At 72.7% G+C, this 25074-nt stretch carries 19 protein-coding genes and 1 pseudogene; 15 read left to right on the top strand and 5 right to left on the bottom strand.

The window, feature by feature from the left end:
• The first annotated feature begins 62 nt into the window (after positions 1–62).
• The 3 genes from cimA to AB0J57_RS08105 are packed head-to-tail and all read left to right on the top strand — an operon-like array spanning position 63 to position 3483.
• Positions 63–1700: a citramalate synthase gene (gene cimA / locus AB0J57_RS08115; RefSeq protein ID WP_366127200.1), complete on the top strand. Its 1638-nt coding sequence runs from the start codon at positions 63–65 to the stop codon at positions 1698–1700.
• Positions 1701–1750: 50 nt separating this feature from the next.
• Positions 1751–3088: a hypothetical protein gene (locus AB0J57_RS08110; RefSeq protein ID WP_366127199.1), complete on the top strand. Its 1338-nt coding sequence runs from the start codon at positions 1751–1753 to the stop codon at positions 3086–3088.
• Positions 3089–3090: 2 nt separating this feature from the next.
• Positions 3091–3483 carry a nuclear transport factor 2 family protein gene (locus AB0J57_RS08105; protein WP_366127198.1) on the top strand — a complete coding sequence of 131 codons (393 nt, stop codon included), beginning with the start codon at positions 3091–3093 and terminating at the stop codon, positions 3481–3483.
• On the opposite strand, the gene AB0J57_RS08100 is transcribed toward AB0J57_RS08105, so the two are convergent.
• Complete coding sequence (locus AB0J57_RS08100; protein ID WP_366127197.1) at positions 3461–4213, bottom strand: transglutaminase domain-containing protein; 753 nt, start codon at positions 4211–4213, stop codon at positions 3461–3463. The genes AB0J57_RS08105 and AB0J57_RS08100 overlap by 23 nt on opposite strands.
• A gap of 95 nt (positions 4214–4308) precedes the next feature.
• Here AB0J57_RS08100 and AB0J57_RS08095 point away from each other — a divergent pair, with 95 nt between their 5' ends.
• From AB0J57_RS08095 to AB0J57_RS08085, 3 genes are all read left to right on the top strand, one after another.
• Entirely contained in the window at positions 4309–4881 is a 573-nt protein-coding gene (locus AB0J57_RS08095; RefSeq protein ID WP_366127196.1) for a hypothetical protein, read from the top strand.
• 7 nt (positions 4882–4888) lie between these two features.
• Positions 4889–5986 (top strand): acyltransferase, encoded by a 1098-nt coding sequence (locus AB0J57_RS08090; RefSeq protein WP_366127195.1) that lies wholly within the window; start codon positions 4889–4891, stop codon positions 5984–5986.
• 111 nt (positions 5987–6097) lie between these two features.
• Entirely contained in the window at positions 6098–7024 is a 927-nt protein-coding gene (locus tag AB0J57_RS08085) for a hypothetical protein (RefSeq protein ID WP_366127194.1), read from the top strand.
• On the opposite strand, the gene AB0J57_RS08080 is transcribed toward AB0J57_RS08085, so the two are convergent.
• Together AB0J57_RS08080 and AB0J57_RS08075 are read right to left on the bottom strand one after the other, a co-directional pair.
• The gene (locus tag AB0J57_RS08080) at positions 7011–7253 is read right to left on the bottom strand and encodes a DUF397 domain-containing protein (RefSeq protein WP_366127193.1); all 243 of its coding nucleotides are present in this window, start codon (positions 7251–7253) and stop codon (positions 7011–7013) included. The two genes, AB0J57_RS08085 and AB0J57_RS08080, sit on opposite strands and share 14 nt — an antisense overlap.
• Positions 7250–8074, bottom strand: a complete 825-nt coding sequence (locus tag AB0J57_RS08075) for a helix-turn-helix transcriptional regulator (RefSeq protein WP_366127192.1) — start codon at positions 8072–8074, stop codon at positions 7250–7252. Before AB0J57_RS08075 ends, AB0J57_RS08080 begins: the two co-directional genes overlap by 4 nt.
• A gap of 111 nt (positions 8075–8185) precedes the next feature.
• On the opposite strand from AB0J57_RS08075, the gene AB0J57_RS08070 reads away from it, so the two are divergent.
• Both AB0J57_RS08070 and AB0J57_RS08065 read left to right on the top strand, forming a co-directional pair.
• Complete coding sequence (locus AB0J57_RS08070; protein WP_366127191.1) at positions 8186–8593, top strand: ATP-binding protein; 408 nt, start codon at positions 8186–8188, stop codon at positions 8591–8593.
• A gap of 4 nt (positions 8594–8597) precedes the next feature.
• A complete protein-coding gene (locus AB0J57_RS08065) occupies positions 8598–9371 on the top strand; it encodes a methyltransferase domain-containing protein (RefSeq protein ID WP_366127190.1) in 774 nt (257 codons plus the stop codon).
• Here AB0J57_RS08065 and AB0J57_RS08060 read toward each other — a convergent pair.
• On the bottom strand, positions 9355–9963 hold the full coding sequence (locus AB0J57_RS08060; protein WP_366127189.1) for a YceI family protein: 609 nt from the start codon (positions 9961–9963) through the stop codon (positions 9355–9357). The genes AB0J57_RS08065 and AB0J57_RS08060 overlap by 17 nt on opposite strands.
• Positions 9964–10142: 179 nt before the next feature.
• Between AB0J57_RS08060 and AB0J57_RS08055 the strand changes: the two genes are divergently transcribed.
• The 3 genes from AB0J57_RS08055 to AB0J57_RS08045 all read left to right on the top strand — a co-directional run bounded on the left by AB0J57_RS08055 (position 10143) and on the right by AB0J57_RS08045 (position 14391).
• Positions 10143–11486 carry a hypothetical protein gene (locus tag AB0J57_RS08055; RefSeq protein WP_366127188.1) on the top strand — a complete coding sequence of 448 codons (1344 nt, stop codon included), beginning with the start codon at positions 10143–10145 and terminating at the stop codon, positions 11484–11486.
• A gap of 263 nt (positions 11487–11749) precedes the next feature.
• A complete protein-coding gene (locus tag AB0J57_RS08050; RefSeq protein ID WP_366127187.1) occupies positions 11750–12982 on the top strand; it encodes an AAA family ATPase in 1233 nt (410 codons plus the stop codon).
• On the top strand, positions 12979–14391 hold the full coding sequence (locus tag AB0J57_RS08045) for a VWA-like domain-containing protein (RefSeq protein WP_366127186.1): 1413 nt from the start codon (positions 12979–12981) through the stop codon (positions 14389–14391). Before AB0J57_RS08050 ends, AB0J57_RS08045 begins: the two co-directional genes overlap by 4 nt.
• A 46-nt stretch (positions 14392–14437) precedes the next feature.
• On the opposite strand, the gene AB0J57_RS08040 is transcribed toward AB0J57_RS08045, so the two are convergent.
• A complete protein-coding gene (locus tag AB0J57_RS08040; RefSeq protein ID WP_366127185.1) occupies positions 14438–15679 on the bottom strand; it encodes a glycoside hydrolase family 64 protein in 1242 nt (413 codons plus the stop codon).
• 225 nt (positions 15680–15904) lie between these two features.
• On the opposite strand from AB0J57_RS08040, the gene AB0J57_RS08035 reads away from it, so the two are divergent.
• The 4 genes and pseudogenes from AB0J57_RS08035 to AB0J57_RS08020 all read left to right on the top strand — a co-directional run.
• The gene (locus AB0J57_RS08035; protein WP_366127184.1) at positions 15905–19759 is read left to right on the top strand and encodes an endo-alpha-N-acetylgalactosaminidase family protein; all 3855 of its coding nucleotides are present in this window, start codon (positions 15905–15907) and stop codon (positions 19757–19759) included.
• A 169-nt stretch (positions 19760–19928) separates the two neighbouring features.
• Positions 19929–22355 carry a polysaccharide lyase 8 family protein gene (locus AB0J57_RS08030; protein ID WP_366127183.1) on the top strand — a complete coding sequence of 809 codons (2427 nt, stop codon included), beginning with the start codon at positions 19929–19931 and terminating at the stop codon, positions 22353–22355.
• A 123-nt stretch (positions 22356–22478) separates the two neighbouring features.
• Entirely contained in the window at positions 22479–24746 is a 2268-nt protein-coding gene (locus AB0J57_RS08025) for a polysaccharide lyase 8 family protein (protein WP_366127811.1), read from the top strand.
• Positions 24747–24900: 154 nt separating this feature from the next.
• Positions 24901–25074: pseudogene (locus tag AB0J57_RS08020) on the top strand (methylmalonyl-CoA carboxyltransferase); the annotation flags it as partial.

Raw genomic sequence — 25074 nt, 5'->3', positions numbered from 1 at the left:
GAGAATGGGGACAGGTGGATCCCCGCAGTCCGGAGCCACATCACACAGGAGCCAACACAGTCATGACCACGGAGACCGACAGTCTTCATACCGTCGCCGCCGGTGCCGCCGCCGTCGACGACAGCTTCCACGTCTTCGACACGACGCTGCGCGACGGGGCCCAGCGCGAGGGCATCAACCTCACCGTCGCCGACAAGCTGACCATCGCCCGGCACCTGGACGACTTCGGCGTCGGCTTCATCGAGGGCGGCTGGCCCGGCGCCAACCCGCGCGACACCGAGTTCTTCGCCCGCGCCAAGCAGGAGATCCGCTTCAAGCGCGCGCAGCTCGTCGCCTTCGGCTCCACCCGCCGGGCCGGCGCCACCGCCGCCGAGGACCCGCAGGTCAAGGCGCTCCTGGACTCCGGCGCCCCCGTGATCACGCTCGTCGCCAAGTCCCACGACCGGCACGTCGAGCTGGCGCTGCGCACCACGCTCGACGAGAACATCGCCATGGTCCGCGACACCGTGAGCTACCTGCGCGAGCAGGGCCGGCGCGTCTTCGTCGACTGCGAGCACTTCTTCGACGGCTACCGGGCCAACCCGGAGTACGCCAAGTCCGTGGTCCGCGCCGCCCACGAGGCCGGTGCCGACGTCGTCGTCCTGTGCGACACCAACGGCGGCATGCTCCCCGCCCAGATCCAGGCCGTGGTCTCCACCGTCCTCGCCGACACCGGCGCCCGCCTCGGCATCCACGCCCAGGACGACACCGGCTGCGCCGTCGCCAACACCCTCGCCGCCGTCGACGCGGGCGCCACCCACGTCCAGTGCACCGCCAACGGCTACGGCGAGCGCGTCGGCAACGCCAACCTCTTCCCGGTCGTCGCCGCCCTGGAGATCAAGTACGGCAAGAAGGTCCTCCCCGATGGGGCCCTCAAGGAGATGACGCGCATCTCGCACGCCATCGCCGAGGTGGTCAACCTGACCCCCTCCACCCACCAGCCGTACGTGGGGGTCTCCGCCTTCGCCCACAAGGCGGGCCTGCACGCCTCCGCCATCAAGGTCGACCCGGACCTGTACCAGCACATCGACCCCGAGCGCGTCGGCAACACCATGCGGATGCTGGTCTCCGACATGGCCGGCCGCGCCTCCATCGAGCTCAAGGGCAAGGAGCTCGGCGTCGACCTCGGCGGCGACCGCGCCCTGGTGTCCCGGGTCGTCGAGCGCGTCAAGGAGCGGGAGCTCAAGGGGTACACCTACGAGGCCGCCGACGCCTCGTTCGAGCTGCTGCTGCGCGCCGAGGTCGAGGGCCGCGCCCGCCGCTACTTCCGCACCGAGTCGTGGCGCGCGATCGTCGAGGACCGCCCCGACGGCACCCACGCCAACGAGGCCACCGTCAAGCTGTGGGCCAAGGGCGAGCGGATCGTCGCCACCGCCGAGGGCAACGGCCCGGTCAACGCCCTGGACCTCGCCATGCGCGCCGGCCTGGAGCGGATCTACCCGCAGCTCGCCAAGCTGGAGCTGGTCGACTACAAGGTCCGCATCCTGGAGGGCAAGCACGGTACGCAGTCCACGACCCGCGTGCTGATCACCACCACCGACGGCGAGGGCGAGTGGTCGACGGTCGGCGTCGGCGAGAACGTCATCGCCGCCTCCTGGCAGGCGCTGGAGGACGCGTACACGTACGGCCTGCTGCGGGCGGGTGTCGAGCCGGCCGAGTAGTCGTTCGCGCCTATGTCCTCTTTACCCCCTTTTGGGGTAGCGTCGATGGTATGAGGACCAGGCCGTTCACCCTCCTGTCGGCCCTGTCCGTGGTGGCGGGGCTGATGCTGATGCTGCTCCTGGCCCTGGCCCCCGGTGCGGGGGCCAAGGCCACGGGGCTCCAGGACGCGGCCCAGGCCCTGAAGCAGGGCCCGGTGTACGTCCACCCCGGGGCCGCCGACCAACTGCCCAAGGCCGAGGCCGACGCGCTCGCGGACAAGATCAAGGACGCCGACAAGCCGGTCTTCGTGGCGGTCCTGCCCGCCACGGCGGAGTTCCCGAAGGATGGTCTGCTTCAGAACCTCCGTACGCAGACCGGCATCACAGGCCTGTACGGGGTACGCCTCGGTGACGAGTTCGCCGCGGGCGCCGACCGTGCCGTGATGTCCAACCAGGCCGTCCAGAACGTCGTCCAGTCCGTCCGCCAGCCCGGTGTGGACGCCACCACCGAGCTGAACAACTTCGTCGACCAGGCCCTGCCACAGGTGCGCGGCGACGCGCCCGGCACCTGGTCCGGAGTGCCCGGCAAGGGCGCCCCGGTCGCCGGGCTGATCATGCTCGGCGCGGTGGCCGCCACGGGCGGCGCGACCGTCCTCACCGTCACCCGCCGCAGGCGGCGCGTGCGCGAGCAGCAGGAGCAGGAAGCCCTGGAGAAGCTGAGGGTCGTCGTCGACGAGGACATCACCGCGTACGGCGAGGAGCTCGACCGGCTGGACTTCCACCCCGGCGAGAAGGGCGCCGACGACGCGATGCGCGCCGACTACGAGCGTGCCCTCGACTCCTACGACAAGGCCAAGACCCTGATGGGCCGGGCCAGGCACCCCCACGACGTACGGGGGGTGACCGAGGCCATCGAGGACGGCCGGTACGCCCTGGCCGTCCTGTCCGCCCGCCGCGAGGGCCGCCCGCTTCCCGAGCGGCGGGCACCTTGCTTCTTCGACCCGCGCCACGGCCCGGCCGCCACCGACGTGGACTGGGCCCCGGCCGGTGGCGCGGTGCGCCAGGTGCCGGTCTGCGCGGCGGACGCCGCACGGCTGGCCGAGGGCGAGGACCCGATGACCCGCACGGTGGACACCCCGTACGGCCGCCGCCCCTACTGGGAGGCCGGACCGGCGTACGGCCCCTGGGTCGGCGGGTACTTCGGCGGCGGCATCCTGCCGGGCCTGCTGATGGGCACCATGCTCGGCTCGATGCTCTCCACCCCGGCGTACGCGGCCGAGTACGGCGGCGCCGGATACGAGGGCGGCGACTTCTCCGGCGGCGACTTCAACGCCGGGGACTTCGGCGGCGGCGGAGGCTTCGGGGGCGGCGACTTCGGCGGCGGCGGCGACTTCGGCGGCGGGTTCTGAGGATGCCGCTCCGGGAGCCCGGGGACCGGGGCGACGAACTGGCGGACGTCGTGGCCGAGTGGGCGGCCGCCATCGTGGCGAACGACGCCGCCCGCATCGGCGCGTACATGGCCGACGACTGGGTGATCGTGTCCGAGTCGGGCGTCGCCACCCGCCAGCACTTCCTGTCGCTCGTCGAGTCGGGCGAGCTGACCCACTCGGCGATGGAGCTGGTCGGCGAGCCCCGCGTCCGGATCGACGGCGACACGGCACTCTTCACCGGACGGATCACGAACACGGCCCACTACCGGGGCGAGCGGTTCGACGCGGACGAGTGGACGACGGACGTGTTCCTGCGGCGCGACGGCCGCTGGCGCTGCGTCCTCAGTCACGTCACGCCGGCGTCACCCGACTGAGCAGCGCCCCGCCGATCACCCGCGCGGGCGGGCACAGGGTCTGGCCGTGGGCGGCGAACAGCTCGTCGCGCGACGAGAACCGCCCGAGGTCCCGGCGGACCTTCGCCGACAGGTCGTACGCCGCGCAGCCGTCCGTGCCGCACACCGACGCCGAGCCGTCCCAGTCCACGGCGGTCGAGGACAGCGCCTCGAACAGCGTCTGCGACCCGGTGTTGGTGAAGCCCCCGGGGTTACGGGCACCGAGGACGCCGAGCGGCGCGTACAGCTCGGAGACGTTCACCCACTCACCGTCGATGCGGAACTCGGGCCACGCGAGGACCACCGCGTCGGGCACCAGACGGCGCATGCGCGGGAAGCGCGGGTACCAGAACGAGCCGTCGACCAGCAGGCCCCGTACGCGGGTGGGCACCCCGGCCGCCCGGGCGACGGCCTCCAGGACGGCCAGCCGCTGACTGCACGAACCACGGCCGCGCGCGAGGGTGCGGGAGGCGGGCTGGGCGTCGTTCATGGCGTAGACGGGCCGGACGCGCTCGCTGATGAGCCGGTGGGCGGAGAGCAGCAGCGTCCGCTCTTCCTGGCTCCGGGCAGCCGCGCGCGCGTCCGCCAGCAGCGCCCGGATCCCGGCGTGACGCCAGTCGAGGATGCGGGTCGCGGCTATGGACCCCTCGGCCGCGTTCGCGGGTGCGGGGCGCCGGTGTCGCCACCACGGGGTCAGCACGGTGCTCGTCATGGCCGGATGCTACGGCACGGGTGCTGGATACCGACCGGATGGTGACGGAAAGTAGCGAGTCGATGCTTTCCGTAACCGATCATGGAGGTGGCCGCATGGCCAACAGCCCGACGACGAACGTCTTCTTCAGCCTTCGGGTCCCGCCGGGCCTGGTGGACGCCCTGGTCGACCTCCAGGGCACCTGCTCGGACCGGGTCGAGCCGCAGGAGCGCGACCACATCCACATCACGCTGGGCTTCATGCACGACGCCGACGCGGGCAGGCTCGCGGACGCGGCCGCGCTGCTCAGCGGACGTGCGTGGCCCACCCCGGCCATCACGCTGACCGGCGAGGTACGGCACGGAAGCTGGAAACTGAGCAAGGACCCGGCCTACCGCTACGACGAGGACGTCATCCAGCGGCAGGAGCAGGTCCGGCTCGGGGTCGAGCACAACCCCGAACTGGCCGAGATCCAGACGGAGATCACCCGGGGCCTGGGGATCGAGGAGGACGGGTTCTGGCCCCACGTCACCCTCGGCCTGGCGCGGGAGGACTTCCCCACCGCCGAGGTGAAGGGCATGACCCTCCCGTCCGTCAAGGAGCCCGCGCCGAGCGTGGACCTCCAGCAGGAGATGTCCGTCACCGACTTCAGGGTCCTCGTCCGACGGGAGCTGGGCCGCCCCGCATAATCGCTGGATGTGCCGCCCCACGACCCTGCTGCCGTCCCTGACCGGGCTCCGCTTCTGGGCGGCCCTGCTGGTGGTGCTGTACCACCTGTCCCGGCAGGCCGGTGAGATCCCCGGGGTGAGCGAGGCGGTCCGGTACGGCCGCAGTGGGGTGACATTCTTCTTCGTCCTGTCCGGGTTCGTGCTGGCATGGACGTACGACGGGAAGCGCGTGCCGGTGAGGGTCTTCCTCTGGCGGCGCTTCGCCCGCATCTGGCCGCTCCTCGCCGCCACGACCGTGCTGTCGGTGGGCGTCTGGATCGCCCTGGGCAAGGAGGTCTCCGCGAAGGCGGTGGCCGCGTCGCTGCTCCTGGTCCACGCCTGGATACCCGACCCCGTCGTCCTCAGGGGTGGCAATCCGGCGGCCTGGTCGCTCAGCGACGAGGCGTGGTTCTACCTGATCTTCCCGCTGCTGATGGCCCTCCCGGCCGTACGCTCGGCGCGCGGCCGGCTGTGGATCGCGGGCGCGGTCTGCGCGGGCGTATTGCTGCTGTGGCTGTCCGGGGCCCTGATCGCCGACAGCGGCACGCGCGCGTGGGCGCTGGACTACCTGCCGCTGACCCGGACGCTCCAGTTCCTCCTCGGGGTGGTCACCGGCCTGGCGGTGGCACGCGGCTGGCGCCCGCCCATCGGGCTGTGGCCGGCGGTCGCCCTGGTGCTCGGCTGGCACCTGGTCCTGGTGCCCTGGTCCTCGGCGGTGCCCGACGCCCTCTGGTACAGCCCGTACACCGCCTCCCAGTTGCTCGCCACGCCCCTGTTCGCGCTGTTGGTGGCGGCCGCCGCGCGAGCCGACCTCGACGGCCGCCCGACCGGCCTCGGCGGTACGTGGCCGGTACGGCTCGGCCACTGGTCGTACGCCTGGTACCTCATCCACGAGATCGTCATCCGTGCGGTCGTGGGCCGCACCGGCGACACGGTGACGACCTGGCTCCTGGTGCTCGCCCTGAGCCTCGCCCTGTCGGCGGCCGCCTACCACTGGGTCGAGCACCCGCTGGAGCGGTGGCTGCGGAAGGTGGGGCCGCGATCGGTGCCCGATTGTCGCGGGGTCACCGCCGGGCTCCGCAATTGACCCATATGGGCAGCGAGTTGCATCCTCGCGAACTGCTTGGAACACTCCGCTCCGCTTCGTGCTCGATCACACCCGGCCCATCGGGCCGGGCCCCTCTCGGAGGAGAATCCAATGCAGCGCACCGCGTCATCCGGCGACACGATCGGTCGCAGACTGGCCCGTGCCACCGCGGTTCTCGCGGCGGCCCTGACCCTGGTGGCGACGGCCGGTCCGCTCACGGGCACGGCCTCCGCCTACGCGGCCGACTCGGGATCGCTCACCTTCAGCGGCGACCCGGGCGAGAAGATATCCGACGGACAGTCGCACCAGTTCACGACCGACGCGGGCGATGCCTTCGACGTCTCCGGTTCCAACGACCAGAACAGCGTCTTCGTCCAGGTCCTCACGCCCGACGGCAACCGCTGGGCCCTGCACATGGCGGCCCCGGACGGCGAGAAGCTCACCAGCGGCACGACCTACACCGGGACGCGCTGGCCCTACGCCGCACCCGCCGACCCGGAACTGAGCTTCAGCGGCACCGACCGCGACTGCATGACCGGCAGCACCGGCTCCTTCACCATCTCGAACATCAGCTTCGGCCCGTACAACTCGGTACGCGCGCTCGACGCGACCTTCGAGCAGTACTGCGACGGCTCCGCACTGGCTCTGCGCGGCGAGATCCACGCCGTCATGCCCGAGCCGCCGGCCGCCCTCGCCCTCGGCCTCACCCTCGACCCGCGGGGCACGGTGCCCGCACGCGGCGGCCAGCCCACCGTCGGTGGGACGGTGACGTGCAACAAGCCGGCGCAGGTCACGGTCGACGGCCGCGTCACCCAGGTGCAGAAGCGCGGGACGGTGAGCAACTGGTTCAAGACCACGGTCGCCTGCCTCCCCGGCGCCCCGGTCCGCTGGACCGCGACCCCGGCGGACTCGCAGGACGCCCTCCCGTTCCAGCCGGGCCCCGCGGACCTGTCGGCGACGGCGAAGGCGGACGACCGTGACTACGGAGTGACGGTGACGACCAGCCAGTCCGCGGTGGTGGACCTCACCAGGGCCTGACGGCCAGGAACGCCGCCCAGGAGGTGGGGGAGACGGTGAGGACGGGGCCGGTGGGGTTCTTGGAGTCGCGAATGTGGACGGCACGGGGGTGGGCGGAGACCTCGACGCATGCGCCGCCCTCGCTGGCGCTGTAGCTGGACTTGCGCCAGTCGTAGGCGACTTCGACGCAGTCCCCGCCCTCGCTGCCGCTGTAGCTGGACTTGAACCACGTGAGCGCTGCGGGTTTCATGCTTCTCCTGCCAGATCGTCCAGCAGGCCCATGCTCTCCTCGGGCGTCAGGGCCTGTGATCTGAGCATCCCATATTTCTGCTGGAGGACACTGACCTCGTCGGGGTCGTCGACGAGGAAGCTCACCCGCTGCCCTTCGATGTAGGCCAGGTGCTGGTGGTCAGGCGTCTCCAGCAGCACCATCGGCCCGTCGAGGCCCGCGTGCTTCGCCCGCGTGGTCGGCATGATCTGGAGGCCGATGTAGGGGTGTTCGGCACTGCGGCGCAGATGGCGGATCTGGTCGCGGAGGACGGACGGGCCGCCGATGGGCCGGTGCAGGGCGGACTCCTCGATGAGGAAGCTCATCATCGGAGGTTCGGGCTTGCGGTCGAGGAGCTTGTGGCGGTCGAGGCGGGCGGAGAGCCGTTCCTCGGCGTCCTCGGGGCGGATCGGCGGGATGAGGCAGGAGAAGACGGCCGACGCGTACTCCTCGGTCTGGAGCAGGCCCGGCACCACCTGGTTCTGGTACGAGAGGTAGGTCACCGCCTCCTGCTCGTACTCGATGAAGTCCTGCGCGAAAGCCGGATATCGCTCCCGCTCCGGTACCCGGGCGACGCCCGCCGCCAGGACACCCTTCGTTTCCAACACATCGTCCAGTTGGAGCGCCAGGTCGTACTTGAGGCGTCTGCGGCCCTGTTCAATGGAGGCGATCGTCTCCTGGTGGATGCACAGCTTCTCGGCGAGCTCGGGCTGGGTGAGCCCGGCCGCCCGCCGCAGTTGGCTGACTTGGGCGCCGATGAGGTGCCAGGACGTGTTCTTGTGGGGCCTGCTCGAAGGGTGCATGGTCGCCCTCTTCCCACCCGGCGAAGTACCTGATCCCGCACAAGCCGTACAAAGCGTTTGTACGGCCTGGCTCGCTGGCCCACTTTAGTGACGCACGGTGACATGACGTGCATGAATCAGGAACTTCAACTCCCCTACCTCTACGAGGCGTTCTACCGGCGTGAGCGGCGGTCCGTGCCGGCGGCCAGGCGGTTCGCGGCGGCGGCGCTGGCGGAGTGGGGCGTGCGGGAGCGGGCCGGGGACGTGCTGCTCTGCGTGAGCGAACTGGCGACCAACGCACTGGTGCACGGGGTGCCGCCGGGGCGGGGGTTCCGGCTGCTGCTGCACCGGGAGCAGGGCGGCGGGCTGCTGCGCGTGGAGGTGCACGACAGCGGGGAGGGGGAGGTGCGGGCGGCCCGGGCTCCCGGCGCGGACGCGGAGTGGGGGCGCGGGCTGGTGCTCGTCGAGGCCCTGGCCGACACGTGGGGGGTGGGGGAGCGGGACCCTGGCAAGGTGGTGTGGTGCGAGTTCGTAAAGTGACGGTATGTCACGTACATTCGACGATCTCGTCGCCGAAGCCGACGCGGTGGACGTCTCCGGCTGGGACTTCTCCTGGCTCGAGGGCCGGGCGACCGAGGAGCGCCCTTCCTGGGGCTACCAGCGCCTGCTGAGCGAGCGCCTGGCCGCCGCGTCCGCCGGGCTGGACATCCAGACGGGCGGCGGGGAGGTCCTGGCGGGGGTCTCCACGTACCCGCCCACCATGGCCGCCACGGAGTCCTGGCCGCCGAACATCGCCCGGGCCACCGAGCTGCTGCACCCGCGCGGGGTCGTCGTGGTCGCGGACCCGGACGAGCCGCCGCTGCCGTTCGCGGACGGGGCGTTCGACCTGGTCACGAGCCGTCACCCGGCGACGGTGTGGTGGGCGGAGATCGCCCGGGTGCTGCGCCCGGGCGGGACGTACTTCGCCCAGCACGTGGGGCCGGAGACGGTCTTCGAGCTGATCGAGTTCTTCCTCGGCCCGCTCTCCGACGACCTGCGCCGCAGGCGGCACCCGGACGAGGAGACGGCGGAGGCGCGGGCGGCCGGGCTGGAGATCGTGGACGTACGCATGGAGCGGCTCCGGATGGAGTTCTTCGACGTCGGCGCGGTCGTCTACTTCCTCCGGAAGGTGATCTGGACGGTGCCGGGCTTCACGGTGGACAAGTACCGGGAACGACTGAGGGACCTGCACGGCCTCATGGAGGTCGAAGGTCCCTTTGTCGCTCACTCGTGCCGGACGCTCATCGAGGCCCGTAAGCCCTTTACTCAGCGTTCTTGATCGCGGAGATCTCGAACGTCAGCTTGATCTTGTCGCTGACCAGGACGCCGCCGGTCTCCAGCGCGGCGTTCCAGGTCAGGCCCCACTCGGAGCGGAGCAGCTCGGCCTTGCCCTCGAAGCCGACGCGCTCGTTGCCGAACGGGTCCTTGGCGGCGCCGTTGAACTCCAGGTCGATGGTGATCGGCTTGGTGACGCCCTTGATGGTCAGGTCACCAGTGATGCGGTAGTCCGTACCGCCCAGCGCCTCGGCGCTGGTGGAGCGGAACGTCATCAGCGGGAACTGCTCGGCGTCGAAGAAGTCCGCGCTGCGCAGGTGGGCGTCGCGGTCGGCGCTGCCGGTGTCGATGGACGCGATCTTGACGTCGATGGCCGCGCCGGAGGCCGCCGGGTCCGAGCCGTCGAGGTCCAGGGTGCCCTCGTACTCGGTGAAGGTGCCCCGGACGTTGGTGACCATGGCGTGACGGGCGGTGAAGCCGACGCCGCTGTGGGACGGGTCGATCGTGTACGTCCCGGTCAGGGCGGCCAGGGCCGGGTCCACGGCGGTGGCGGTGGCGACGGGCGCGGTGGCGATGTTGCGGCTGAACAGACCCATGATGACGATGCTCCTTCGTGTGTTGGTTTAACCTTCAACAACATCGACCGTAGACCCATTCCGTTCAAATTTCAACCAGTAAACGCCAGACAGATCATCACGGGCGTGGTTATGATGCGCGGGATGATGAACAACTCCTCGTACGGATTGGGGGAATCGTTCGCTCAGGGTGAGTGCTGATGGCACACCACTCCGCGAACGGGATTCCGACCCACCTGTTGATGTGGCAGCGCGTACGTGAGTACGCCGTGCCACCGTCCATGATCGAGACCGCCACCGCACGACGTGCCGTCGGTGACTGGGCGGGCGCCTGTGCGGCCGCCCGGATCGACGCCGATCTCGATCTGCGCGCCGTGCGCGAGCGCCACGGCACCGAACTGGCCAGCCGCCTCCGCGCGGACTTGCGCCGACTGGCGCCGGATCTGCTCCGCTGGCACATGCCCCGGATCGCCCCCGGCGGGCGGCTCCGGCCCGGTCTCACCCTGTCCCTGGCCCGCTATCCGGGTCGAGCCGACGGCACCGTGCACCTGGTCGTGCGCACGCCGCCGGCCTGGGCGGATGCCGGGCAGCGGATGTCCCTCGCCCTGTGGGACGGGTCCGGCGGCGGTGCCTCCCGTCACCACCCGCACCCGCATCCCGACCGGCGTTTCCGGCTCGACCTGCACCGGCACCTCTGGGACGCCGGACGGAGTGGCGAACTGGCCCGGCGGTGCGGCGGTGACCGTGGCGGCCCCTGGGCGACGGCGCGCTGGGCCGCCGAGGCCGAGCTGCTGCTACGCGCCGAAGGCCGCCCTCGCGGAGCCTTCACCGTGCGGCTCGGCGCCCGGAGCCGGGCCGTGCTGGAGCTCGTCGCCCCCGACGACAGCCACGCCCCGACGTTCCGGCCGCTGCCCGGCTCGCTGCCGCCGCAGGAGCTGGCGGCGCTCCCGGTGCTGCCGGAGGCGGCCGCCCGGGTCCTGCCGGACCTGGAGCTGCTCCGTGCGGGGCTCGTCGAGGCCGGGCGGCTGCATCCGCTCGTCGCCGCGGCGCTGGGCGCGTCCGGCCCGGCGCCGGCCGCCGGCCCCGTACCCCGGTCCGGCGATCCGCACCGCGTGGAGTGCCGGGGCGAGGTCCACCGGATCGCCCTGCGGGACGGGGCGCTGGCGGCGGTCGACCACGACCCGGACCAACTGCGGCGCGAGGAGCTGCTGGTGGCGCTCGGCGGGCCGCCACTGCCCTGCCTGCGGGCGATCGACGCGGCGCACCGGGAGCCGGAGGCCCTGCCCGCGGTTCGCGAACGGCTCACGCACGGTGACGTCACCGGGGCGCTGGCCGTCGTCGAGGGGCTGCTCGGCCCCGGCGCCGTTCTGCGCGCCGGGCCGCTGCGGGACGCACTGGAGGCGGCCGCCACTCGCCGCGTCGACCACGGGCTCTTCCGCTCGGGGCTGGTCGCCGTGCACCCCGCCGCCGGTGGTCACCGACCGCGGCTCGACCGCCGCAAGCGCGCCAACCGGGCCCGGCGCCGTACCGGCCTGCACAACTGACCGCATCCGCCTCCGCATCCGCCTCCGCCTCCGCCTCCGCCTCCGCATCGGCATTCGCATCCGCAGACGCACGACGGCCGGGGCGGGGCCGTGCAGGGTCGCCCCCGCAGCGGATCGGCGGCGACGCACGGCTCCCCGACCGTTCGGGCACCCCGCCGACCGCGAGGAGGTGAGCCCGGAGGGGCCCCGCCCCACCCCCACCGGGCCTACCGCGTCGCCCCCGCGCACGTCCCGTTCCCTCTCTCACACACCCAGGTGATCCCATGACTTCTTCCGCCCAACTCTCCCTCGCCGACGACCTCCTGACCCTCCTCCGGACGACCACTACCGAGCCGCGCCCCGACGAGCAGCTCGAAGCGCTCACCCTGGCCGTCGCGGCCGACCTGCCCGTACTGCTCTGGGGCGAGCCGGGCATCGGCAAGACCGCGGCCCTCACCCAGCTCGCCATGACCCTCGACCTGCCGCTGACGACCGTGATCGCCAGCGTCCACGAACCCTCCGACTTCTCCGGGCTGCCCATCGTGGGCGACGACCCGGCCGTGCAGGGGGTGCCGATGGCGCCGCCGCAATGGGCCGTGGAGTTGGTACGGGCCGGGCGGGGCCTGCTCTTCCTGGACGAACTGTCCACCGCCACCCCGGCCGTCCAGGCCGCACTTCTCCGGGTCGTCCTGGAGCGGCGGGTTGGCGCCCTGCAACTGCCGCCGGGCGTACGGATCGTGGCCGCCGCCAACCCGCGCGCCTCGGCGGCGGACGGGTGGGAGCTGAGCCCGCCGCTGGCCAACCGGTTCGTGCACCTGCACTGGGTGCACGACCGGGAGGTGGTGGTGCGCGGACTGGGCGGCGTCTGGCCCCGCGCGGAGCTGCCCCGGCTGGAACCGGAGCGGCTCCCGGAGGCGGTCGCCCTTGCCCGGCGGGCGGTCTGCGGCTTCCTGAAGGCCCGGCCGACGCTGATCCACCGGCTGCCGAGCAGCGAGACCCGGCGCGGCGGCGCCTGGCCCTCGCCCCGGAGCTGGGAGGCCGCGATGACGCTGCTGGCCTTCGGCACGGCGGCCTCCGTCTCCCGGGACGTGCTGGCCCTGCTGGTGCGGGGCGCGGTCGGCGACGGGCCGGGGCTGGAACTCCTCGCCCACCTGGACCGGATGGACCTGCCCGACCCGGAGTCGCTGCTGGCCGACCCGGCCTCCGCCGAGCTGCCGGACCGGGGCGACCTGCGGCAGGCGACCCTGGAAGCGGTGGTCGCGGCCGTCGGGGCGCGGCCGGAGCGGGAGCGGTGGGAGGCCGGCTGGGCGGTGCTGGTCCGGGCGCTGGAGACCGGCGCCCCGGACCTGCTGGTCGCCCCGGCGTCGGCGCTGGCCGGGCTGCGGCGCGACGACTGGGAGGTACCGGAGGCGGTGGAGCGGCTCACCGGAGTGATCGGCCTCGCACAGCGGGCGGACCGCTCGGTGGGCCGGGTCGCGGCGGCGGCCGGCGCGGGACGCGCGGCGGGGTCGCGATGACGGCGCCCGAGCGGCGCCCCCTGCCACGCCCCGTGCCGCGCCCCGTGCCGCGCCCCCGGCCGCGTCCGATGCGCCCGCCGGCGCCGCCGCGCCCGGTGCGGGCCACCCCGCCGGAGCGGCCAGGCGGCCCGGGTGGGCCGACCGGCCCCGGCGTACCGCTGGACACGGAGAAGTTGCTGGCCGCCCGGCTGCACGCGGTGAAGGTCCGCCCCTACCTGGCCGACGCGCTGTTCGCGCTGCACGTCGTGGAGGACAGGACGGTGCCGACGATGGCGGTGGACGCGTACTGGCGCTGTTACGTCTCGCCCGGCTTCGTGGCGCGCATGCCGGTGGAGGAGCTGGCGGGCGTCTGGGTGCACGAGGTCTCCCACCTGCTCCGGGACCACCACGGGCGGGGCGAGCGGTACGCGCGGGAGCACGAGGAGTATGGTCCGGGCGAGCGAAGCGAGATGGGGGTCCCCCCGGGCGAAGGCTGGGGGAGGCTGCGGCGGAACATCGCCGCCGACTTCGAGATCAACGACGACATCTACGGCGAGGGACTGCCCCGGCCCAAGGGGGCGGTGCTGCCGTCGCTGCTGCGGCTGCCCTCCGGGCTGCTGATGGAGGAGTACCTGCGGACCGCGTCGATGTCCGGGCTCACCACGGACCTGGCCTGGCTGGACTGCGGCAGTGGTGCCGACGGGCAGGAGCGGCCCTGGGAGCTGGGTCCCGACGGGGCGCAGGGGCTGACCGGACAGCAGCGGGACGCGGTCCGCTTCCGGGTCGCGGAGGGGATCAAGGGCCGGCCGGGCAGCGCGCCGGACGGGTGGCGCCGCTGGGCGGACGAGGCGTTCCACCCGCCGCAGCCGTGGCGGCAGTTGCTGGGCGCGGCGGTCCGCTCGGCGGCCGGCGCGCCGGGGGTGGGCGAGGACCACAGCTACCGGCGTCCGTCCCGGCGCTCGGCGAGTGTGCCCGGGGTGGTGCTGCCGAGCCTGCGCCGTACGCCACCCCGGGTGTGCGTCGTGATCGACACCTCCGGGTCGGTGAGCGACGCCGAGCTGGGCAGCGCGCTGCTGGAGGTGGCGGCGATCTCGCGGGCGGTCGGCGGGCGGCGTGACCTGGTCTCCGTGATCTCCTGCGACGCGGCGGCCGGGGTCGCCGTCCCGCTCTGCCGCGCCGAGAACATCGAGCTGCTCGGCGGCGGGGGAACGGATCTGCGCTCGGGTTTCGCACGGGCGCTCCGCTCCCGGCCACGCCCGGACGTGATCGTCGCGCTGACGGACGGCCAGACGCCGTGGCCCTCCGCGCAGCCGCCGTGCCGCACCGTCGTCGGCCTCTTCCCCCGGCCTGCCACCGGCGGCAACGAGAACGACCCCGACTATGTCCCGGACACTCCGCCGCCCTGGGCGCGGGTCGTCACCATCGGCTGAGAATGGGCGGCTGAGAACGCCGGGCGGCCTAGGGGCTGACGACCGGCTACGACCCGACCGACACCGTGAAGCGGCGCGGGTTGCCGTCGTGGGCGGCGCCCGAGACGTCCGGCCGGCCGTCCGGCCGGACGTCGTCGTACGGGAAGGCGTACCCGATCGGCGTGTTGGCGTGGAGCACGCGCGCGTAGTGGTTGGTCGACGGGTCGCGGTAGTAGTCCGAGGGGGCCGGACCGTTCGGCTGGTCGGGGTGGGTGAGCAGGGTCGTACGGTTGAAACCGGCGGCGAGCCGGGCGAGCAGCGCCTTGCGGTCGTCGGAGTCACCGGGGTTGTTGGCGAACGGCCCGTGGTTGCAGGTGAAGACGTCCTTGGAGGTGGGGCGCGCGAAGCTGTGGCCGCCGGTGAAGGTCAGAACGTCCCCGTTCACCCGGCCGACGCGCACCCCGCGCCCGCCCTGGAGGTCGATGCGCAGGTCGGTGGTCCGGTACTTCTGCCAGACGCGGTCGATGTAGCCGGTGAAGGCGTCGCGGAACGGCATTTGGTCGGGGCGGTCGAAGTACGGGGCCATGAGGTTCTGCGGCGAGATCACTCGCAGGACCGAGCCGTTCGAGGCGCGGATGACGAGCTTGTCCCACGGCCGGCCGTCCCGCGCGGCCTGGGCGGCCAGCCCGTCCGCGATCCGCTGGAGGGCGCCGGCCGGCAGCGGGGCGACGGTGTGGGTGGCGTCTCCGGTGAGGGTGAGGCCGATGGGGAGGGCGGTCACGAGGTCGACGTAACTGATGTTGGCGTACAACTGCTGCGGGTTGAACGTGAACTCGGCGAAGGACCAGATCCGGCCGTAGTTGGGGTCGGAGGGTGTGGCGAAGGCGGGTTCGACGAGGGCGGGGCCGGGGTTGAGGAAGAAGTCGAGCCTGTTGTCCCGTACGAAGTAGACGCGGGCGCCGAACATCTGAGGCAGCGTCAGCACGACAGGGCCGGAGCCGGCCGGGCGCAGCGGTATCGCGCAGTCGACGGGGAGCGGGGTCAGCGGGGTGGCCGGGGACTCGGGGCGGTAGACGCCGCCGCCCGGGCGCAGCAGCACCCAGCGGCCGGTGCCCTGCTCGTGGCCGGTGACGTAGGCGCGGACGGTGCCTGGCAAGGACCGGTTCTCCAGGGCCAGTTCACAGGTCGCGGGGGCGGCGGAGGCGGTCGCGCCGCCGCGGAGCCCGAAGGCGGCCGCCGCGGCGGCGGCCGCGGTGCCGGTGAGGAGGGCGCGGCGGGAGAAGGATCGGGAGTACGCGTGGGACGCCATGGTGGCACTCCAGGTTGGGGTGGGGGGTGGGTGCCGCTCACTCTCGCGCTGCCCGGAAGGGGCGTCAAGAGTTGTGACTGAGAGCGCTCTCAGATTTTTTGTTCCTTCACAACTTGGCAGTGGGGGACCGGACTTGGATTAACCGGAAGGCGTTGTTGGACTGGCGTCGCCGCACCGCGTCCGTTTCGTTGACGGTGCTGTGAGGCGACCGTTACCCCAGTGGCCATGTCGCCACGATTCCGTGCGGTGTGCGCCCTCGCCGCCGCCTCATCCGCCGTGTTCGCCCTGGCGGGACCCGCCGCCGCCGGACCCGCCGCTGGACCGCCCGCCGCCGGACCGCCGCCCAGCGCTTCCGCCGCCCCCTCCGAGACCCTGCTCATCGGCTCCCCGGAGCTGTCCGTCGCCGTCGCCCGGGACTTCCCGCGCGTCGTCTCGTACACCGACCGCGCGAGCGGGGCACGGCTCCTCGGCAGTACGAGCCCGGTCACCGCCGTCACCCTCAACGGCAGGGCTTATGCCGTCCGGCTCACGGCCGGGCCCGTCGTCACCGCCACGAGCGCCCGCTACACGCTGGGCTTCCCCGACCTGCCGGGCGTCGAGGTCGACGCCACGCTCACCGTCTCCGGGCGGGCCACCACCTTCAAGGTGACGGCCGTCCGCGACACCGACGCCTTCCGGGTGGGGACCATCGACATACCCGGGCACGACCTGGTGTCGGTCGGCTCCGCCGAGCCGGGTGCCGCGACCGCGTTCACCCGGCTGGACCCCGACTCGACGCGCACCGCCGACGTCTTCGGCGCGGTGACGGAGGGGACGGCCGCCGACGCCGCACCCGTGGGGGCGAGCTACGCGATCGTCAACACCGGCTCGCTCGCCGCCGCCGTCGAGTCGAACTCCAGCTACGACAAGCCCTCCGGCCCCACGAACGGCGACGACGCCCGCTTCTGGCACCAGGCCCGCAAGACGGCGGACGGCGGCGTCCGCGTCGGGGTGTGGTCCGGGCAGTGGACCTACCGGGGCGCGGGAGCCCCGCAGCCCGAGAGCGGCGACCACCTGCCGTGGGCCAAGGTCGTCGTCACGCCCGACGCCAACGGGGACGCGCGGGTCGACTGGCAGGACGGTGCCATCGCCTTCCGTGCGATCGGGATCAAGGCCCCGGGCAGCGCGCAGACGCCGGACCGGGTCGTCACCCACATTCCGTTCAACTTCGCCAGCCAGGCCACCCACCCCTTCGCCCGCACCCTCGACGACGTGAAGCGGGTGTCGCTGTCCACGGACGGGCTCGGGCAGTTGGCGGTGCTGAAGGGGTACGGCTCCGAGGGCCACGACTCCGCCCACCCCGACTACGGCGGCAACTACAACAAGCGCGCCGGGGGCCTCGACGACCTCAACAACCTCCTGCGCAACGGCAAGAAGTGGGGCGCCACCTTCGGCGTCCACGTCAACGCCACCGAGTCGTACCCGGAGGCCCGCAACTTCAGCGAGACCCTCGTTGACAAGACGAAACCCGGCTGGAACTGGCTCAACCAGAGCTACTACATCGACCAGCGCCGGGACATCAACAGCGGTGACCTCGCCCGCCGGTTCCAGCAGTTGCGGGACGAGACCGACCCCAACCTCGGCTTCCTCTACATCGACGTCTACTACACGCACGGCTGGATCGCCGACAAGACCATCCAGGCCGTGCAGGCGCAGGGCTGGAACGTCGGCACGGAGTGGGCGGACAAGTTCGAGCGGGCGTCCCTCTGGTCGCACTGGGCCAACGACCTGGACTACGGCGGCGCGACCAACAAGGGCCTCAACTCGCGGATCATCCGGTTCATCCGCAACGGCGAGAAGGACATCTGGAACAACCACCCGGTCCTCGGCCAGACCGCCCTGGAGGACTTCGAGGGCTGGACCGGCGAGACCGACTACACCGCCTTCCTCGCCAACGTCTGGCAGAAGAACCTGCCCGCCAAGTACCTCCAGCAGCACAGGATCCTCCGCTGGAACGAGGAGGGGAAGAGCGCCGACATCACCTTCACGGGCGGGGTGCGCGGCACGGTCGAGGACGGCAGGCGGACCTTCTACGCCGGCAGCCGCAAGGTCCTGGACGGGGACCGGTACCTGCTGCCCTGGAAGGGCAAGCTGTACCACTACAACAAGGGCGGCGGTACGAGCACCTGGGCGGTGCCCGGCGGCACGTACACGGTCTACCGGCTGACCGACAACGGGCGGGTGCGGACCGGGACGGTACGGCCCGCGCCGGACGGGCGGATCACGCTCACGGCCGCCGCCGGACAGGCGTACGTCCTGTACCGGGACGCGGCCCCCGCCGCCGCCGACCCGGCATGGGGCGAGGGCACGCCGGTGAAGGACCCGGGCTTCAACGACGCGCGGCTGGGCTCCTGGACCAGGACCGGGGCGGTCACGCGCCACACCGACGAGCAGGGGCGCAACAGCGCGGTGCTCACCGGTGAGGCCCGCGCCGGGGTGGCCCAGCGGATCGCGGGGCTGACCCCGGGGAAGCGGTACAGCGCGTCCGCCTGGATCGAGGTCCAGCCCGGGGCGGCCCGGCGTACGACGCTGGCGGCGGGCGGCGCCTCCGTGGCCGTCGAGCGCTCCACGGTGCCGAACCGTATCGCGGCCTCCGACTGGCACGGGACGTCGATGCAGCGCGCGAAGGTCCACTTCACCGCGCCCACCAATGGCGAGACGACCCTGTCCGTCACGGCCGAGGGCGGCAGCCCCGCGAGGGTGCGCCTGGACGACGTACGGCTCGTCGAGAACGCCCCCACCGTGAAGGAAGGGGTGTACGAGGACTTCGAGGCCGTCGACCAGGGATGGGGACCGTTCCTGAAGGGCGACGCGGGCGGCGCCAACGACCCGCGCACCCATGTGAGCCAACTGCACGCCCCGTACACCCAGGCGGGCTGGAACGGGAAGCTCGTCGACGACGTACTGGAGGGCGGCGAGTCCCTGAAGGCCCACGACGAGAACACCGGCCTCGTCTACCGCACCGCGCCCTGGACCGTGCCGATGAAGGACGGGCACAGCTACCGGGTCGAGTACGACTACCAGTCCAGCCACGCGGGCGCGTACGAGTGGGCGACCGGGTACGACCGGCCGAACGGCACCTCCGCCGAGACCCGCCGTACCCCGATCGGGCAGCAGCGCACCACCGGCCGCTTCAGCGAGACCGTGACGGCCGGGTGCGGCGACACCTGGACCGGGCTGCGCAAGCGCGCCGGCGCCCCGGACGGCGCCGACTTCGTCCTCGACCGGTTCACCGTCACCGACCTCGGCCCGGCCACCGCCCGCGCCGCCTGCGGCACGCTCGCCCTCACGGCCGGCGAGACCCTGGAGCCGGGGCGCGCGAACGACGTCACGGCGACCTTCACCAATGACGAGACGGCCGCCGTGACCCCGTCCGTCACGCTCACCCTGCCGGAGGGCTGGACCGCCGAGCCGTCCGGCCCGGTCACGCCCGGCGCGGTCGAGCCGGGCGGCAGGGCCACGGCGACCTGGCGGGTGACGCCGCCGGTGGACGCCCCGTACCGGGCGTACCAGCTCGGGGCATCGGCCTCGTACACGGCCGGCGGCACGCCCCGGACGCTCACCGCCGACACGTCCGTCCGCACCCTGCCGTCCCCGCCGTCCGCCGACGCGTGGGCGAGCGACCTGGAATGGGCGTCGGCGCGCAGCGGCTGGGGCCCCGTCGAGCGGGACATGTCCAACGGCGGGACGGCGGCCGGAGACGGCACCCCGCTGCGCGTCGGGGGAGTGGCGTACGCCAAGGGCCTGGGTACCCACGCCCCGGCGACCGTGCGCTACTACCTGGGCGGCAAGTGCACCTCGTTCACCGCCGAGGTGGGGGTGGACGACGCCCAGGCGACGCGCGGGACCGTGCAGTTCACCGTCACGGCGGACGGCACGGAGAAGGTGAAGTCGCCGGTGCTGAAGGCGAGCGACGCGCCCTGGTCGCTGAACGCGGACGTCACGGGCGCGTCGTACGTCGACCTGGTCGTCGGCGACGGCGGCGACGGCAACGGCAACGACCACGCCGACTGGGGCGACGCCCGCTTCCACTGCGGCTGAACCCGCCCGGGGAAGAGGGCGCAGCTCTTCTGCCGTGATCGAACGATCAATTCGCGCACGCCTTGCGCGATTCATTGACTGTTCGCTCGGTCGTGTGGGAGAAACCGCTTACCCCCGTGTGGGCTCTGGTCTCACCACCCCGCCCTCTTCCCCCGGAGGTCCGTCCGCCATGCCTCCCTCCCCCTCCCCGTCCCCCTCTCCCTCCCGCCGCACCGTCCTCCTCGCCGCAGCCGCCGCGCCACTCGCCCTGTCCGCGTCCCCGGTCGCCCACGCCGCTGAAGCCGACGCGTACGACACCCTCCGCCTCACCTGGCGCGGCCTGATCCTCGGCACCGGCTTCACGCCCACCGACGAGCCGTACGCCACCAAGCTCGCCGGCCTCGGCGACACCGCCCGGGGCCTCCGCTCCACGATGGCCCCGGCCAACGGCTCCCTGTGGCCCGACCTCCCGTACGCCGACCCCGAACCGGACACGGACGCCGAGTCGTACACGTACTCCGGCAACCTCGGCACCAGCTTCAACCGCCTCCGCACGATGGCCGAGGCGTACGCCCAGCCCGGCACCGGCCTCACCGGCGACCCCGCCCTCCGGGGCCAGATCCTCACCGCCCTCGACCACCTCCACGACCAGGCCTACAACGCCTCCCAGGCCCGCTACGGCAACTGGTACAACTGGCAGATCGGCATCCCGCAGGCCCTCCTCGACATCGACGTCCTGCTGTACGACCACCTCGGCGCCGCCCGCGTCGCCGAACACTGCGCCGCCGTCGACCACTTCGTCCCCGACGGCGCGGTCGCGGACTACACCGGCACGTCCACCGGCGCCAACCGCGTCGACCTGTGCCGCGTCCTCGCGCTGCGCGGGGTCGTCGGCAAGAACTCCGCCAAACTGACCCTGGCCCGCGACGCGCTCTCGCCCGTCTTCCCGTACGTCACCTCCGGCGACGGGCTCTACGCCGACGGCAGCTTCATCCAGCACCGCTACGTGCCCTACGCCGGGTCCTACGGGGCCGTGATGCTCGGCGGCCTGTCGCTGCTGTTCGCCCTGCTCAAGGGGTCGGCGTGGGAGGTCACCGACCCCGGCCGGCAGATCGTCCTCGACTCGGTCGAGAAGGCGTACGCGCCGTTTCTCTTCAACGGCCTGGCCATGGACGGGGTTTCCGGACGAGCCATCAGCCGTGGCGTACAGAAGGCGGACACGCGAGGCATCCGGCAGGACGACCACCTGCGCGGGCACGGCATCATCGCGTGCGTGGCGCTGCTCGCGCGGAGCGCGTCCACGGCCGAGAAGGCCCGCTGGGACGGCATGGTCAAGGGCTGGATCGCCCGCGACTACTTCAGCCCGGTCCTGTCCAGCCCGGCCCTGGGCGTCGCCCAGTTGTCGCGGCTCAAAGCCGTCGCCGACGGGCCGGCGGCCGTGAGCGCGGAACCCGCCGGTCACCGGCTCTTCCCCGCCATGGACCGGGCCGTCCACCGCCGCCCCGGCTGGGCGGCCGCCCTGTCCATGGCGTCGAACCGGATCACGTACTACGAGAACGGCAACGGGGAGAACCTCCGCGCCTGGCACAGCGGCTCCGGAATGCTCTACTGGTGGGGAGACACCTTCGCCAACGGCCAGTACAGCGACGACTTCTGGCCGACCGTCGACCCCTACCGGCTGCCCGGCACCACCGCGTCCCGCAAGGCGCTCGCCGACGGGGAGGGCGGCACCTGGGGCGCGGCCCGGCCCGACGTGCGCTGGGTGGGCGGGGTGACGGACGGGACGTACGCGGCCGTCGGACAGTACCTGAAGGGGCTGTCCTCCACACTGCTGGCCAAGAAGTCCTGGTTCTTCCTGGACGACGCCGTGGTCTGCCTCGGCGCCGGCATCCGCTGCTGGGACGGCACGGGCGTCGAGTCGGTCGTCGAGAACCGGAACCTGGGCGCGTCCGGGACCCACGCCTTCACCGTCGACGGCTCGGCCCAGTCGACCACGCCCGGCTGGAGCGCCACGCTGACGGGCGCGCGCTGGGCACACCTGGCGGGACACGCGGGGTACGTCTTCCCGGGCGGGGCCACGGTCAGGGCGCTGCGGCAGGCCCGCACGGCCGCCTGGTCGGACATCAACAAGGGTGCCGTCACCGACCCCGTCACGCGCCGGTACCTGACCCTGTGGTTCGACCACGGCACCGATCCGACCGGGGGCACGTACGCGTACGTCCTGATGCCGGGCGCGAGCGCCGCGCAGACCTCCGCGCGGGCCGCCGACACCGGGTGGCTCACCGTCCTCGCCAACACGAACGACCAGCAGGGTGTTCGAGTGCCGTCCCTGGGCCTCACGGGCGTGAACTTCTGGTTCGGCGGGACGGTCGGAGCGGTCACGGCCTCCGCGCCCGCGAGCGTGATGATCCGCGAGAGCGGCGGCACGGCCTCCGTCTGCGTCTCCGGCCCGCTGCGGGACGGTGCCGCCATCGACCTGACGTGGAACCGTCCGGTGCCGGAGGTGACGTCCAAGGACCCCTCCGTCCAGGTGATCGCGACCGGGCAGGCGCTGAAACTCCGCGTCACGCCGGGCACGCTGGGTGCGGTCCACAAGGCGGTGGTGCGACTGGGGTAGAGCCCCTGTGTGTCATGTCCACTGCGATCCCCTCCCGGGAGGCTCTCCGTGCCACCGACAACGCCCGACTGGTCCCGCCGCCTCTTCCTCGCCACCACCTCCACCGCAGCCCTGGGACTCGCCGTGCCCGCACAAGCCACCACCCGAGCCGCCACCCGGGCCGACGACTTCGAGGCGCTCCGGCTCCGCTGGCTCGACCTCCAGCTCGGCACCGGCTACGACCCGGCCGCCGAACCGTACGCCTCCCGCCTCGCCGAGACCGGCGACCTCGCCGCCCGCTACCGCGCGTCCATGGCCCCCACCGACACGTCCCTGTGGCCCGGGTACGCCTTCAACCCGCCCTCCGGGATCACCCAGAGCTACCACCGCCTGTGGACCATGACCCAGGCGTACGCCCAGCAGGGCACCGGCCACACCGGCGACCCCGGCCTCCTCGCCGATGTCCTGCGCGGGCTCGACCACCTCTCCGAGCGGGTCTACAACCCCTCCACCACCCGCTACGGCAACTGGTGGGAGTGGCAGATCGGCAGCCCCCGCCTCCTCATGGACATCGTCGCCACCCTGTACGACGACGCCGGTCCCGCCCGCGTCGAGGCCGCCTGCGCAGCCGTCGACCACTTCATCCCCGACGCGATGCTCCGCGACTACAGCGGCACCTCCACCGGCGCCAACCGCGTCGACCTGTGCCGCTCCGTCGCGCTGCGCGGCCTCCTCGGCAGATCCCCGGCCAAGCTGGCCCTCGCCCGGGACGCCCTCTCGCCGGTCTTCCCGTACGTCACCAAGGGCGACGGGCTCTACGCCGACGGGTCGTTCGTGCAGCACACCTGGGTCGCGTACTCCGGTACGTACGGACAGGTCATGCTCGACGGGCTGGGACGGCTGTTCGCCCTCCTCGCCGGGTCCCCGTGGGACGTCACCGACCCGAACCGCCAGATCGTCCTCGACAGCGTCGAGCACGCCTACGCGCCCCTCCTGTACAACGGCCTGATGATGGACAGCGTCAACGGCCGCGCCATCAGCCGGGGCATCCTCCGCAACGACCCGCGCGGGATCATGCGCAGCGACCACTTCCACGGCCAGGGCATCATCGCCGCCATAGCGCTCCTCGCCGGCGGCGCCTCGGCCGCCGAGCGCGACCGGTGGCACGCGCGCGTGAAGGGGTGGATCGAGCGGGACACGGTCTCCCCGGTCCTCATGGCGGGCCAGTTCGGGGTCGCCGACCTCGCCCGGCTGCACGCGGTCGCCGCCTCACCCGTCCCCGCGGCGCCGGAACCGGTCGGCCACAAGCTGTTCGCCGCCATGGACCGGGCCGTGCACCGCCGCCCCGGCTGGGCGGCCAACATCTCCATGGCCTCCGAGCGGATCTCCTACTACGAGTGCGGCAACGGCGAGAACCCGCGCGGCTGGCACACCGGTGCCGGAATGCTCTACTGGTGGGGCCCGGGAGGCGATGGCCAGTACACCGACTGGTTCTGGCCGACCGTCGACTTCTACCGGCTGCCCGGCACCACCGTGTCCACCAAGCGGCTGCCCGACCGGGCGGGCGGCGAGTGGGGCGTGCCGAAACCGGCCGTGCAGTGGGTCGGCGGGGTGACGGACGGTGAGTTCGCCGCCGTCGGGCAGCACCTGAAGGGCCTCGGCTCCACCCTGGAGGCCCGCAAGTCCTGGTTCTGCGCCGCCGACACGGTCATCTGCCTCGGCGCGGGCATCAGGTGCGCCGACGGCGTCCCCGTCGAGACGATCGTCGACAACCGGAACCTCGGGGAGGCGGGCGAGGAGCGGCTCATCACCGGACCCGGCTCGCGCTGGGCGCACCTGGAGGGGCACGGGGGGTGGGTGTTCCCGGGCGGCGCCCCCGTCAAGGCCCTGCGGGAGGACCGGACCGGCGCGTGGCGGGACATCAACACCACGTCCACCACCGAGCGCCGCACGCGCCGGTACCAGACCCTGTGGCTCGACCACGGCACCGATCCGATGGATGCCTCGTACGCGTACCTGCTGATGCCGGGCGCCTCGCGCCGGGCGGTCGCGGCCCGGGCGTACGACCCCCACTGGCTGGAGATCCTCGACAACACCGCCGCCCGCCAGGCCGTCGCGGTGCCCTCGCTGGGCCTGACCGCCGCGAACTTCTGGCAGCCCGGTACGGTGGGGCCGCTCACCACGAGCGCGCCGGCGAGCGTGCTCGTACGCCGCCGGGGCCGTACGGTGACGGTCTGCGTCAGCGAGCCGCCGCGTACCGGGCGGCCCCTGGAGATCACCTGGCACCACCCGGTCCACCACGTCGACGCCCACGACCCGTCGGTCGAGGTCCTCGCGACGGGCCGCACGCTCCGGCTGCGGATCGCCCCGGGCACGGCGGGCGCTGGACACCGCTGCACGGTGATCGTCTGACCCTATTGTGGGATCTCCACAATGCCCGGGGGCTCTGGGCTGGCACTTCGGCTGCATTGCCGAATGGTTCTGTCCAGGGCTCACAGGAGATGGGTCGGGAGACTGTACGGAGTCGACGGCGGGTTTTTCTTGGTCGGCTCCGTAGGGTCGATGCATGACCGTTGTGGACGAAACCCAGGGCGAGCCGACCGATGCCCGTGGGCGTGTGGCCGAGCTGCACGCCTTGCGTGAGGAGGCTCTGCGTGGCCCGAGCGACCGGGCGACCGAGGCGCAGCACGCGAAGGGCAAGCTGACCGCTCGTGAGCGCATCGAGCTGCTGCTGGATGCG

Origin of the sequence: Streptomyces sp. NPDC049837, from assembly GCF_040674455.1 — a bacterium.
Lineage (GTDB): Bacteria > Actinomycetota > Actinomycetes > Streptomycetales > Streptomycetaceae > Streptomyces.
This window is presented reverse-complemented; position numbering and strand designations above follow the sequence as displayed.